The sequence below is a fragment of the Paraflavitalea devenefica genome (assembly GCF_011759375.1).
GTDB lineage: Bacteria > Bacteroidota > Bacteroidia > Chitinophagales > Chitinophagaceae > Paraflavitalea > Paraflavitalea devenefica.
In genome coordinates this window covers 950,174-963,701 of the sequence record NZ_JAARML010000002.1, presented here as the reverse complement: position 1 = coordinate 963,701, position 13,528 = coordinate 950,174, and the positions used below count along the sequence as shown (strand labels likewise).

At 48.8% G+C, this 13,528-nt stretch carries 9 protein-coding genes and 1 riboswitch; of the genes, 1 reads left to right on the top strand and 8 read right to left on the bottom strand.

Translation table 11 applies throughout. From position 1 onward, the window contains the following. Nucleotides 1-18: 18 nt before the first annotated feature. The 7 genes from HB364_RS13355 to HB364_RS13325 form a co-directional block, all read right to left on the bottom strand. Nucleotides 19-966 carry a FecR family protein gene (locus tag HB364_RS13355; protein ID WP_167288468.1) on the bottom strand — a complete coding sequence of 316 codons (948 nt, stop codon included), beginning with the start codon at nt 964-966 and terminating at the stop codon, nt 19-21. 148 nt (nt 967-1,114) lie between these two features. Then, nucleotides 1,115-1,708: an RNA polymerase sigma factor gene (locus HB364_RS13350; RefSeq protein ID WP_167288467.1), complete on the bottom strand. Its 594-nt coding sequence runs from the start codon at nt 1,706-1,708 to the stop codon at nt 1,115-1,117. 241 nt (nt 1,709-1,949) lie between these two features. Continuing rightward, entirely contained in the window at nt 1,950-3,062 is a 1,113-nt protein-coding gene (locus HB364_RS13345) for a thioredoxin-like domain-containing protein (protein WP_167288466.1), read from the bottom strand. Between the two features lie 36 nt (nt 3,063-3,098). Then, entirely contained in the window at nt 3,099-4,514 is a 1,416-nt protein-coding gene (locus HB364_RS13340) for a RagB/SusD family nutrient uptake outer membrane protein (protein WP_167288465.1), read from the bottom strand. Nucleotides 4,515-4,526: 12 nt separating this feature from the next. Beyond that, nucleotides 4,527-7,925 carry a SusC/RagA family TonB-linked outer membrane protein gene (locus tag HB364_RS13335; RefSeq protein ID WP_167288464.1) on the bottom strand — a complete coding sequence of 1,133 codons (3,399 nt, stop codon included), beginning with the start codon at nt 7,923-7,925 and terminating at the stop codon, nt 4,527-4,529. A 160-nt stretch (nt 7,926-8,085) separates the two neighbouring features. Beyond that, a complete protein-coding gene (locus HB364_RS13330) occupies nt 8,086-9,267 on the bottom strand; it encodes a FecR family protein (RefSeq protein ID WP_167288463.1) in 1,182 nt (393 codons plus the stop codon). 91 nt (nt 9,268-9,358) lie between these two features. Beyond that, nucleotides 9,359-9,955: an RNA polymerase sigma factor gene (locus HB364_RS13325; protein ID WP_167288462.1), complete on the bottom strand. Its 597-nt coding sequence runs from the start codon at nt 9,953-9,955 to the stop codon at nt 9,359-9,361. Between the two features lie 108 nt (nt 9,956-10,063). Beyond that, nucleotides 10,064-10,137, top strand: a riboswitch (Fluoride riboswitch). Nucleotides 10,138-10,175: 38 nt separating this feature from the next. Between HB364_RS13325 and HB364_RS13320 the strand changes: the two genes are divergently transcribed. Further along, on the top strand, nt 10,176-11,477 hold the full coding sequence (locus HB364_RS13320) for a voltage-gated chloride channel family protein (protein WP_167288461.1): 1,302 nt from the start codon (nt 10,176-10,178) through the stop codon (nt 11,475-11,477). Nucleotides 11,478-11,492: 15 nt separating this feature from the next. On the opposite strand, the gene HB364_RS13315 is transcribed toward HB364_RS13320, so the two are convergent. Further along, the gene (locus tag HB364_RS13315) at nt 11,493-13,337 is read right to left on the bottom strand and encodes a T9SS type A sorting domain-containing protein (RefSeq protein ID WP_167288460.1); all 1,845 of its coding nucleotides are present in this window, start codon (nt 13,335-13,337) and stop codon (nt 11,493-11,495) included. Nucleotides 13,338-13,528: the final 191 nt, after the last annotated feature.

The following is a 13,528-nucleotide window of genomic DNA, read 5'->3' as shown; positions in this document are numbered from 1 at the left end:
GTTTTCGTCGTTTTGCAATCACTTGTAAAAGAATACCTGGTCGTTTTGTTTTTTAGTTTTCAGGTTATGAACAGCCGCCAATACTTCAGCCGCCTGTTCTCCTGTCATGGAGGTAGGCAGTTCTGTTGTATATCTTGTGTTCAGGACTTGTGTATTGCTGGTCAGAATATCAGTTCCGAAATTCTTTTTCATCAGGAAAGCCATTTCCCTAAAGGACACATCGTCCAATACCAGCCTGCCTTCTTTCCAGGCCGGTAAAGTATCGTGGATGGTAATGGTTTTATAGGTGTGTAGTTGTTTATCATATACCAGCCCTTCTGTTTTTTGTAATACGCCGATGGTAGTGGTATCTGTGGCCACCCGTACTTTACCGGTCATAACGCCCACACTGATCTTGCTGAGCTCCTTATAGGAGAGCACATTGAAAGAAGTGCCCAATACAGTGATGGTCAACCCACTGCTTTGTATCTGAAAGGGTCTTTCCGGATCTTTGTGTACTTCGAAGAATACTTCCCCATCTACCAGGTCTACTTTCCTGGTGGCCGAAAAATCATTGTATATATGCAGGGTGGTGCCTGCATTCAGTGTTAACTGCGTACCATCTTTAATGGTGATGATTTTCTTTTCACCATTGCCGGTGGTCACGGTGGTGTAGGCCATCACAGCATCTGTTGCCGGCCTGTTGCCTGTCCACCACAGCATGAATGCCACACCTGCTACTACGGCCGCACTGGCCGCCACTTTTATCCACAAGGGTATCACCTTCCGCTTCCGTTCCACTATGATGGCAGGTGCAATCTTTTCCCATATTTCCTGCTTCGCGGTTTGACGCTCCTGCTCTGACAAATGGAGGGGCGCTCCCTCGTCGAATGACTGGAACCATTGGTCTACGGTTTCTGTTTCCGCTGCCCGGGTATTCCCCAGCAGGTATTTTTTAAGGATCTGTCGGATGGATTCTACTTCCAAGGCAACCTGTTTTAGTATGTATCTGAGAAAAGAAGAGTTGGTACTATAGCTGAACAAAAAAAATTTGTCCACTGCCATAGCAACAGATAAGGTTCAGGGATTGAATAAAGGCTATACAATAGCAATCAGCTACTTAGGGCTTTCCCGGTTAGTAGCAGGAGTAATAGAGAAGGAGTAAAACAAAAGTCCAGTCTGCAGCATCATGCGACTTAATGGACTCCCGGATCCTTTTAAGCGCTTCGGTCAATTGGTTCTTTATGGTTTGTTCTGAAAGGTTCAGTTTGTGGGCAATATCTGTGATGGAGAAATCATCTTCGCGGCTCATGCGGAAGATCTGTTGCATCCTGGACGGCAGCCGGCTGATCTCCTTTTCCAGCATTTCATGGAGCTCTTTTGTTTCCAGCCTGTTGTTGAATACCTGACCACTTAATACTTCAAACAGTCCGCTGTTCCTGATTTCCACACTGGTATGGGCATAGTGACTGATGATGCGGTACTTTACGGCGGTATGCAGGTACCGGTCGATCTTCCCATCTTCATGCACCGCTATTTCATTCCTGCGCCGCCACAAGGTGGTCATGACTTCCTGCACCATGTCTTTTGCTTCATCCCTGTCCACCCGCCTGCAGGCTTTGAGGTAAAGGCCTTCCCAATACCTGTCGTACAGGACCTTAAATGCAGCAGCATCGTCCCTTTTGAGGGACTGTACCAGTTCTGCGTCACTTAATGATTGCAGGGGCATAGAAAAGTGCATTACCGTTAAAATACAAGCAACTGACAATCAGATAGCTATTACGTTTTAGCTAAATGAGCTGTATACAAAAGTAATATTATCCTGTAAAGTTTAGGTTACTGCATTTTTATTTATTCTGCTCCTGCCCTGTTTATAGCAGTATCAAACAGATGCGGATAAGGGCTATAGACAACAAAAGAGGCTGCCCCCTCTTTGGATCAGCCTCTTTTTTCAGTAAGTACGCTTATGCTTAGTTCTTTAAGACCGTTTCCAGTTTTTTATACAATGCCTCTCCCTTCAATCCCCGCGCAACTACTTTTCCATTGGCATCGAGGAGGAAATTATCAGGCACGGCTGCGATGCCGTATAATAGGGCTACCGGTTCTTTCCATCCCTGTAACCCGGATACATGGTACCAGGGCATTCCATCTTTATGAATAGCTGCTATCCAGGGCGCCGCCTTATCATCGAGCGAAACACTGATGATGTTGAACCCTTTTTCATGAAAGGCGTTATAGGCTTTTACTACATTCGGGTTTTCCATTCGGCAGGGCTTGCACCAACTGGCCCAGAAATCGACCAACGTGTATTTGCTGTTCTTCAATACGTCGTCCAGTTTCAGAGCGCTTCGTGCGGTATCAAAAGAAGTAAAAGCCGGCAGCGCTTCGCCTATCCTGGTTGTTTTTGCCACTGCCAGCTTTTGGGCCATCTCCCGCCCAAGCGGGGTATTGCGTACTTCAGGGTTAAGGATGTTAAAAAGGGGCGCTATCTGCGCATATTCTATAGCCGGGCCGGCCATTCCTTTTATGGTTACGAGTGACATATAGGAAGCCGGATGGGTTTTGATAAAATGGATCCTGATCTGTTTGACAGAATCCAGCAGCCCATAGTATTCTTTCTCCAGGTCTTTGAATGCCTGTGTTGTTCTTTCAGCAGGTGTGGTTTTAACGGCCTGCAATTTCAGATCGCCTAACCGTTTCATTAAAGGCGCGGCACTATTTTTCAGGTATTGGTGATCTTCGGCTACCGCAACGCCTTTTATGGTCGCATGCGCGAGTGAATCTGTGGCATTGACCAGGATGGTCCCTTTTCCCAGGAAGATATTGATCATGTCCCTGCGGCCTTTGCCTGTATCCCTCAGGGCCATGTAGGCTTCCTCCGGCTGGCTGATGGCACCGGTAAATGCAAAGCGGCCATCTATCGCCCATGTCGAATCCTGTACGATTTTACCATTGTTCAGGTAAGACAGGCGTATTTCTTTTGTTCCTTTCCAGGCAGCTACATGGCCTTTGAGGTGAAAGGTGTCCTGCGCGGACAGGAGAACCGGAACGATCAAAAAGATTATTGACAGTAGATGTTTCATGGTTTGTATTAGTTAAGTAATGACAAAAGGAAGGAGTTATTCATATCCTTTGTTCTGTGTTAAGTTGGGGTTGAATTGTCTTTCGGAGGCGGGGATGGGATACAGTACAGAGATTCCTTCTTTCCAGCCTGGCTTGCGGGCTTTAAAGATGGTGTTGGCCTGCCCTGTACGGATCACATCGAACCAACGGTGACCAAGCTCAGAAAAGAGCTCTACCATACGTTCATGGTAGATGGCCTGTAGCAGATCGTCCTTACTGATGGATGGATTGGTGACTGCTATCAAAGGCAAACCGGCTCGGTTGCGTAAAGAATCCAGGTCGGCAATGGCTTCTGTTAATTTATCCTGCTGTGCTCTCGCTTCCGCCCGTATGAGGAACTGTTCGGCCAGGCGCATTATAACGGTGCTTTCCGGTTTGGCGCCTGTCTGCGTATTGGAAAAGGTTTTGTATTTAAAAGGCGCTATACCGCCGCCGCCGGTGCGTGTCCATTTCACTTTCCGCTGGTCATTGGCTTCAAACTCATTGATGAAGTAGTCGCTTAACCTGAACTGGGTATTGCCGGCGCCACTGCCTGTTATTCTACCGCCTTCACTGGTATAGATGTTGCTGCCTGCATTGCCTACAGACAGAATGGTTTCCCTTGAATTGGTTTGGAATACACCATTCAGGGAGTCAAGGATATAATGCCCAGCTGCGATCACTGTAGTAGCCGCGGCTTCTGCCTCCGCCCAGCTTTTCCGGTACAGGTGTACCCTGGCCAGCAAGGCCGCCACCGTATAGTGATTGGGGCGAAGCCTGGTGCCCTGCGCTGTAAAAGCGAAGCCGATCTTCTGTTGTGCGTACTGAAGGTCTTCCAGTATTTGTGCATATATTTTCTCCGGGCCCGAACGGGACAGCAGGTTATTGGTACGGTAATCGGTCGCCAGCGCCAGCGGTACCGAATCGTATAAGTTAACGAGGTAAAAGTAACAGAGCGCCCGGATGAACCTCGCCTCTCCTGTTAACTGGTCTTTCACAGGCGCTGTGATACCGGTTGACTTTTCTACATTCACATAGATGTTATTGGCCTGGTAGATGTAGTTGTAGAAAGGCGCCCATAAGGAGCTGAGATTACTGCTTACTTCGGCATTGAGGTTATTGTCCAAAAACAATTGCTGGTCGGCGCTGTAGGTAGACCTGATCAATTCGTCGGAACTGAGGCCGAGGTTGCCGGACAGGCCGCCGGAAAAAGGACCTGTACCCAATACGTTCATCATGCTGGCGTAGATACCGCGCATGGCCGTATGCGCCGAACCATCATCTTTGAAAGTGATATCGGTATTGAACGTGCCGGCGGGCAACTCTACATCTATCATTTTATTACAACCGGCGTTGATGACGATCACCAGCAGCAAAGCCGGCAGGCTATTGAACAGGGAGGAGATTGATGGCTTGTTCGATTTCATGTTCATGCATTGACCTGGTTAAAAATTGAGTTGAACGCCTGCTGTAACGGTACGCAAGGGCGGTAGCCGGGTAAGGTATACTGTTTCGGGATCGCCGCCTTTGTAAGGCGTAAACGTATACAGGTTCTGCGCCAGGAGGTATATCCGTGCATTGGTGAATTTTATTTTCTTCAGCCAGGAGGGCGGCAGGCTATAAGAAAGGGATACGTTCTTCAGCCTGATGTAAGAAGCATCTGAGTAGCGCAGGTCTGAAAAGTAGGAAGCATAGTTACCTAATAAAGAATTCGCCGCAGAGTTATTGGTGGTAAACTTTTGGGTATTGGTGATGTCGCCGGGCTTTTGCCAGCGATCGGATACCGCATCAGGCACATTCCACATACCGCCAATGGGATTGTTATAGAGTAAAGAAGATAGCCAGTTCGGGCTCATTTGCCGGTGGTATTGCAGCAGGAAACTGCATTCAAATTGCCTGAACCGGAAGGTATTTTGCAGGCCGCCATATATTTTGGGATCTGTATGGAAAAGCGGCCTCATGTCGGCGGGAGAATTAAAAAGACCATTGGTGTCCAGATCAGCTATCTTATGCAAACCTGTTTGCGGATCAACCCCGATATGATCGGCCATGATGCCAATGTTTAAGGATTGACCGACTATATACTTAGTAGCATAGCTGGACTGTTCCAGGCCGGGAAACGCCACCAGTTTATTTTTAGGAATGGTCATGTTGAAGTTGGTGGTCCATTCAAAGGCCTGGTTTTTTATGTTCACCGTACTCAAACTGATCTCAAAACCAGTATTGTCTACCACCACCCCATTGAGATTGGTGGCTATGTTGGGAAATCCTGTGACGTTTGACAAGGGGTATAGTACAAGTGGGTCATTGGAACGGTTCCTGTACCAGGCGGCTGATACGAGGAAACGGTCCTGCCCGAAACCCAGCTCCACAGCTACTTCCAGCTTCTTGTTCCTTTCCCAATGCAGATCGGGTTTATATAAGGCCGAAGGAATGAGCGCGGTGGAATCACGGTAAGTAGGAGCAAATGTATTGGAGGAATAAGCATCAATGTATTTGTAATCGCCTATCTGGTCATTACCGGTTACGCCATAGCTGGCGCGCAGTTTACCAAAGCTAAGGACCCGAACGTTCCTCATAAATCGCTCATTGGTAAATACCCAGGCCGCGCCTACGGCGCCGAAATTAGAGAAACGGTAATTAGGCCCAAAGCGGCTGGAACCATCCCGGCGGCCGGAGAGGTTGAGGATGTAGGTATTGTCATAATTGTAGTTAAGACGACCAAAGAAAGCAAGGTATTTGTATTCGCTTTCACTGCTGGAAGGATTGATCACATTGGAGCCGGATATGCCAATGAGCGTGCCGAGGAAATCATCACTGGTATATCCATTGACCGTAAAGTTGTACCCATCATTTTTCTGGTATTGGAAGGTACCGCCTGCCAGTGCATTGAGCTTGCCTTTGCCCAGGAAGACCATGTAATCGGCCTGGGGCTCCACGATCCAGCTCTTAAAGTTACTGTTACCAAAAAAGGAGGTGCCGGTAGTAATGTTGGCAGGGTTCTGGGCCGCTTTGGGCATTATTTTTACTTCATCTACCCGCACTGCGTTGTACCCAACACTGGTCCTGATGTTCAGATCGGGCATAATTTTGTACGCCAGCGTTACATTGGCCAACAGGTTAGCCGTTTTGGCGGTGTACTGCTGTTTCAGGTAGGCCAGCGGGTTATCGGTAACAATCCCTTTTTCATTCCAGGCAAGATCACCCGCAGCATCATACAACAGGTAATTGGGCGGCAGCATGAGTTTGCTGGCCAGGTCTGAAGACACTGTTTCATTCCTGGCAGACGTATAATTCCCGGTAATGTTCGCTGTAAATTTCTGGTCGGCAGAACGGGCCGTGATGTTAAAGTGCGCAGAGCCCCTGGTATTGGGGAGTTCATCGGGGTATACGTTTGTTTCCTGGTTAAATCCGCCTCCCACAAGGTATTGCACCAGGTTGGCGCCACCGGAAATGGAAGCCTGGGCGCTGGTAAATTTAGCCGTACCACCAATGAGTTGCCTGGCGAGGTTATGATCACGGGTAGTGTCCCACAACAGGATGTCATACGCATTGGTAGTGGTCATGGCCTTGTTGTCATTGGCAAATGCTTCCTTACGCATGGCCACATATTCTTTGGTCGTGAGCAGATCGGGCAAGGGCGCTTTACTGCCTCCCCTGTTCACATTGATATCAAAACGGGTAGTACCGGTTTTCCCTTTGCGGGTAGTGATGAGGATAACACCGCTGGCGCCGCGGCTGCCATAGATAGCGGTAGCATCGGCATCTTTGAGTACTTCAATGCTTTCAATATCGGCCATGTTAATGGTGCTGAAGGGGCTTAATCCGCTGATGCCAACGACTGAAATGGCGGAGCTGACACGACTGATACTCGCATTGCCCGTAGCAAAGGGAACGCCATCTATGATGTATAAAGGTTCGTCATTAGCGCCATAGGTTGCATCCACCTGCGTACGGCCGCGTATCTGTACTTTAAAGGCCGCACCCGGTACACCACTGGTTTGGGTGATCACCATACCCGGTACCCTGCCCTGTAAAGCCGCCAACGGATTGGTGACCGGCGCATTGTTCAATTCCTTCCCGGATACTTTGGTGATGTTACTGGTGCTTACCCTCCTGGAAGTAATGCCATAGGCCTGCACCACGGCTTCATCCAGTACAGAGTTAGCAGGCGCCAGCATAATGATACCTGCCTGGGCCGCCGTGATCTTTATTTCTTTGGATTGAAAACCTACATAGGAGATGACCAATACATCGCCTGCCTTGGCGGGTATGGAAAAAGCGCCATTCTTATCGGTCACCACAAATGTTTGCGTTCCTTTAATGAGCACGGTAGCGCGGAACAAAGGCTCCCGGGTATCTGCATGCAGCAACACTCCTTTGATCTCCTGTGGCAAGGCGGGCTGCTGGTCCATACCGGCGGTTTTAGCCGCATCAGCCGCTACTATTTTCTTACGTACAACGATTGTCTGGCTCTCAATAAAGTAATCCAACTGCTGCCCATTCAATACCTGGTCCATAAATTTCTCCAGCGGTAACTGACGGGCAACTATGGTGACCGGCCTGGCCTGTTGCAGATCGGCAGGTTTATAAAAGAACACATAACCGGTTTGCTGTTTCACTGCTTCAAATACCTGCTGCAGGGAAGTATTGGAAGCCGTATAGGTAACTGTTTGCGACAGGCTGTTGGCGCTGACGTGCAGGAAACCTGTGAGGAGGAGAAAAGCAGTTAATTTCATCATGCGCAGTGTCTTTTTCACCTGCTGCCTTACAGAAGCGCACAGCCAGGTTGGTTGAGTCCCGCCTTCCTGAAAACCCAGGCGGGCAATGCCCTTAATTTGCATAAATTCGTAACAGTTTTGGTTAAACAAGAGTATATAATGCCCGCCCCTTGCTTCAACATCGTGGCGGGTAAAAGTTTACCAGGCTATTTGCCGGGCTCCGCCTGCCAGCGGAACCCGGTTTTTTATGCCCGGTAAACCAGGTCACAAAACATTTATGGTATCAGGGCGTAACGATCACCCGTTTCCCTGCTTCTATCCTGAAATGCACCTGCATGTTTTCGAGGATCTTAAGTACCTGTGATAGTTTCAGGGTGCGCTGCATTTCTCCCTGAAAAACTTCCTGCACCGGCGCGCCCTTTTCAAATACCACCTCCACATCGTACCAGCGGGCCAATTGGCGCATGACTGTATGCAGGTCGGCATGGTCAAACCGGAATAAACCATTTTTCCAGGCCATTACCGCCGCGATATCTACATTATTGATTATTGATAATTTATTATTGATTATTTGGGCTTGCTGACCAAGAGCAAGCAGCTTTGAGCTGTGAGCCGCGAGCTGCGAGCCTACAACCGGTGTTACTTTCACTTTTCCTTCCAGCAACGTTGTTCTAATTGCGTCTTCATCATCATAGGCATTGATGTTGAAATGCGTTCCCAGCACTTCCACTTCCATATTTTTTACTGTTACCTGGAAAGGCATGGAGGGATCTTTTGCTATTTCAAAATAGGCTTCACCCGTCAGTTCCACTACACGTTCATTACCGGTAAAAGCAGTGGGATAGCGCAGGGAGCTGGCAGCATTGAGCCAGACCATCGACCCATCGGGCAGCATAAGACTGAACTGCCGGCCTCTTGGTGTAGTGATGGTGTTGTACCCCACTGCGGTGGCACTTTCAGGATGGTAAGCCAATTGCCCATCTTTCAACGATACCCGGGCGCCGGGTTCCTGTGCAATCATTCCATGGCGCAGTGTATCCAATACCAGGGAGGAACCGTTGGCCAGGGTAAGTATGGCCCCCTGTGTTCCGGGCAATACATCATTGCCTGTTCCTGTGGACTGCTGCACGGTAGCCCCCTCCTGCTTCGGTAGCCTCAAAAAAAAGATGAGTCCGGATATGATGATAACCACTGCCGCCGCCGTTGCCCAACGCAGCAGATGCATTCGCTTTACAGGCGCCTGTGTTGCTTTTTGTTCTTTGACCCGTTGCATCACCTGGCTGAATAACCGGTCCCTCAGCTCAACATTGCCCAATCCTGCCACCGTTTGTTGCTCCAGCAAGTGCTGGATCAGTTCCGGCAAATGGGTCTCCTCCCTGTCCAGCAGGGCCAGCAATTCTTTCAGTTCTGCTTCAGAAAGGTTATCGCTCAGGTAACCTTCCAGTAAGTGTTCGAGTTTATTCATGTTATTGATGCAGGCTTAATGGAGTTATGAATGGTAAAGTAAAGACTCCCGGCTAAACCGGGACAACTACCTGTTCCTAAAAAAAATCAGTTTATAAAAAAGCCTGTAATAAGGCTATCGGCAGGAGGATGCCTGTTGCATGGTCCTGCAGGTACTCCCGGATACTGCGCAATGCCCTGATCATGTGGTTGCGAACGGTGTGGTGGGAAATACCTAATTCGGCAGCAACGCGTTCATGGGAATAACCTTTCTCCCGGATGAGGCGATAGACCTGCTCCTGCTGGGCAGGGAGGCGGCTGACCGCTTTTTCGATGAGGCCGGAAGACTCTTTGTACAACAACTGGTCTTCGGGTGTGAGGTACCTGCCTGAGAAGTAAGCTTTTAACTGATCAATGTAATCCTGCCGTACTTTCAGCTTTTTGAGTTCAGAGAAGATATGGTTGCGCGCTATGATAAAAAGATAGCTGTCTATTTTTTCAACCGTAACCAGCTCTTCCCGCTTCATCCACACTTTCAGGAATACATCCTGCACCATGTCTTCGGCAAGGGCAGCCGACTTGGACAATACGAGGGCTACACTGTAGATGTTATCCCAATACCGGTTGAAGAGTTCCCGAAAAGCTACTTCATCCCCCTCTGCCACCAGGGCAAGCAGTTGCTTTTCAGTATGTAATGACTGTATTGACACGAATGGCTACCGGTTGGCTTTGAGCTTAAAAATGATGGCAAGGATAGTTGACAGGAAAGGCTTAGTATGAGGCTAAGGGATAAAAGTACAAAAAAACGTAGATTTGCTGTATACACAGGAAATGGTGTCTTCCTGCTCCGAACCGCTCACCTGCCGGTGATGCTGATGGCGCCTACAAATGAAGCAATGGCATAATTGCCAGGTATAAATATTTGTAGGTATGAAACAATCAATCCTTTCTTTTGAGCCATTCCACATCGTTCGCCACCTGCTGAAGTGGACCGTTATTACAATCCCCGTGGCCCTTATTACGGGTTCACTGGTTGCTTTGTTCTTATGGCTGTTGGATGAAGTGACCCACTTGCAATGGCAACACGCGTGGTTACTGTTCCTGCTGCCGGTAGCCGGCATCGGTATTCATTTCCTATATAAGTTATGGGGCAAAAATGCGGAAGCCGGTAATAACCTCATCGTAGATGAGATCCATGAGCCTGGTGCGGGCGTACCGGCGCGGATGGCCCCGCTGGTATTGATCACTACGCTTGTTACGCACTTGTTTGGCGGTTCTGCCGGGCGGGAAGGAACGGCTGTGCAGATGGGCGGCAGTATGGCCAACCTGCTGGGGAAATGGTTCCGGCTTTCCAAAGAAGATATCCGCATTATCCTGATGACGGGCATTGCCGCGGGCTTTGGCGCTGTTTTCGGCACGCCGCTTACAGGAGCCATTTTTGCACTGGAGGTGCTGGCCATTGGCAGGATAAAATATGATGCGCTGATCCCCTGCCTGATGGCCTCTGTATTTGGACATATCGTATGCAGCGCCTGGGGTATTGCGCACACGCCTTATCATATCGCCGGTTTTACCACCACCGTTCCCCGTCCCTACGATTTTCTACCTGCCGATGTATTCCTGCTGGCCAAAGTGATCCTGGCAGGTATTGCATTTGGGTTGGTAGGTTACCTGTTTGTATGGTTATCACATACGATTAAAGACCAGTCCAAGCGCCTCATCCCTGCTCATCAATGGCTGATACCGGTGGCAGGCGGCTGCCTGATCATCCTACTCACGGTTGTATTGGGCACACGTGATTACCTGGGCCTGGGAGTACTGTCGAAAGAACCAGGCGGTGTTTCCATTACGAATGCTTTTCACGCGCAAGGTGTTACGCACTGGAGCTGGTGGTGGAAGCTGTTGTTTACCGCCATTACCCTGGGCACCGGCTTCAAAGGCGGCGAGGTAACGCCTTTATTTTTTATAGGCGCTGCATTGGGCAATACCATCGCCACCCTAACGGGCGCGCCTGTTGATCTTTTTGCCGGCCTTGGTTTTATTGCGGTATTTGCAGGCGCTACCAATACACCCCTGGCCTGCGTCCTGATGGGCGTAGAGTTGTTTGGAACAGACCATGTATTGTATTATGCCATTGCCTGTTTCACGGCCTATTACTTCAGCGGGCATGCCGGCATTTATACCTCCCAGCGCATCGCTGTATCAAAATCATGGTACCGCAATAAAAGTTAACCGTCACCTGCCTCCTTATTTTTTTATCAGTAATGGCTGCCGCTCTTTCTCAGTACCGCTGATAATCTCAACAAAATAAGTACCATTGTTCAATCCTGTTATATTAATGGTGGCCGACTTCGCCTTGTTGTATTTTTTCTGCAGCTTGAGGTTGCCCTGGAAATCATAGATCCTGACAACATCAAAAGTGGTGGCATTACCGGAAGTGATCACCACATTACTGGCAGCGGGATTGGGCGTGAGGGCAATCCTTCCCCTGTCGCATCCACCTGTTCTTCTAACACTATTACTAAATCCTGAAGTACCGTACCAGTTGGTTACTGTACACTTTACGGTGGCCGCCATACCGCAGGGGATATATGTCTCGTAATAATTATCCAGCGTACTTGCCTGTAACACGTTATTTCTATACCAGTTATACGTAACACAGGTCATGGGTGTGGCAGTAAAACCATAAACGGTGGGTTCACCCGGCCCTGAAGCCAGGGACGCGGTAACAGAAGCCGTGGCAGGACCAGCCGGTGCAGGCAGATTGGCTACAGGCGTGGTATTGGTGGTAAGCAGAAAACGCCAATAAGGGTCAAGCCAGTTGCGTAACCCGGTGGCGTTGGTACCGCCACCTGCCCAGGAAAGATCGAACCGTCCTCCAAACTTGGTTAGATCTACACAGGCATCGGGGTGATTGTTGGCGGTACCAAGATGTTGCGCAATGATCCGGTGGTCCTGGTTAAAATAAGGGGCGCCGGAGCTGCCGCCATTGGTAGTCCCTTCATCCAGCACCACTTGCCAGGCTTGTACGCCTACATTAACTGCAGTAGGGGCATTGTTGTCTCTTGATATTTTCATCACATCACCCGCCGGGTGGTGAATGATGGTAGTTTGGGTAATGCCTGTTGTATTCCTTGACCAGCCGGCATAAGCCAACCCCGAATTGGCATCGGGCGCATTGTTCAATTCCAGCAGCGCAAAGTCAGTAGCGGCAGAATTGGCCCTGAGTGTGGAACCATTAAACAGTAAACTGGTAAAATCATCCTGGCTGGGTGCGCAGGTGGCGCTCCAATACTGAAAGATAAACCGCCACTGGGTAACATCTCCCACAAGGCAATGATTGGCTGTTAAAAAATAAGGAAGGTTCAGGTCGCAGGTGTTGGCGACCAGGGCCCCTGAACACAAAATGGTACCCAATCCATCCAGGATCAACGCTACTGCATTCCGCTCCTGCTCCCATCCGGTTCCCTGCGGACAGAGCACATTAATGTTACAGGCGGCTGAATTACCAAATCCGAATATTTCCTTATATCCATACGCCACATTATTCACGTTCAACCTTATATCGCTTTTCGTGATCAGCGGCGTTTTCACCTCTACGATCAGCACTTCTCCTTTATACACGGCACTACCCCATACTGCCTTCTTTGTGTTCTCTTTTTCCGTTACCGGTCCCGTGATCATGCTGCCGTCTTCGTTATAAATAAACAGCTCTGTGCCTTCCGGCAGATAGAAATCGTTGAAGTTAATGCTCAACGATCTGGCGCCTTTGGCACTGATGGAAAACCGGCCAAAGGCAAATTTCCCGTCCTCATTCCACTGTATAAGTTTAGCCACATTGATGTTGACGGGAACAGGCTCTGCAAAACGGAATGGTTTTACCACCGCCCCCTTTTTGTCCTGTAATTCACGCTGTTTGATCGCATTGGTGTCGGGCGGTGCAATACGGTATACCGCCATTTTATAATCCCGGCCATACTTTCCTTTTCCCGTAATTAATGTACTGTTCCTGAAGTTTGTTTTTACCTGTGCAGATAGCTCTAGGAAACATAAAGCGCAGAAAATGGTCAACAAGAGTAGACTCTTTCTCATAAGCTAAGGTTTTAAGTGGTGCTAAAATGATAACATAATAATATACACGAAATACTGACGACTACAAAGAAATGTGAATAAGTTAAACGTAGTAAAACCTGAACTTTTTCGGAAACTACGATTATCCATATCAGTGCTAAATATTATATTTGATCATACACTACGCATTTCACAGTTAGCAAACACTCTCC

Bases quoted from the DNA above. Each gene is read 5' to 3' on its own strand.
- HB364_RS13335 (WP_167288464.1), bottom strand. From the start codon at position 7,925: ATGCAAATTAAGGGCATTGCCCGCCTGGGTTTTCAGGAAGGCGGGACT.
- HB364_RS13320 (WP_167288461.1), top strand. From the start codon at position 10,176: ATGAAACAATCAATCCTTTCTTTTGAGCCATTCCACATCGTTCGCCAC.
- HB364_RS13345 (WP_167288466.1), bottom strand. From the start codon at position 3,062: ATGAAACATCTACTGTCAATAATCTTTTTGATCGTTCCGGTTCTCCTG.
- HB364_RS13340 (WP_167288465.1), bottom strand. From the start codon at position 4,514: ATGAACATGAAATCGAACAAGCCATCAATCTCCTCCCTGTTCAATAGC.
- HB364_RS13315 (WP_167288460.1), bottom strand. From the start codon at position 13,337: ATGAGAAAGAGTCTACTCTTGTTGACCATTTTCTGCGCTTTATGTTTC.
- HB364_RS13330 (WP_167288463.1), bottom strand. From the start codon at position 9,267: ATGAATAAACTCGAACACTTACTGGAAGGTTACCTGAGCGATAACCTT.
- HB364_RS13350 (WP_167288467.1), bottom strand. From the start codon at position 1,708: ATGCCCCTGCAATCATTAAGTGACGCAGAACTGGTACAGTCCCTCAAA.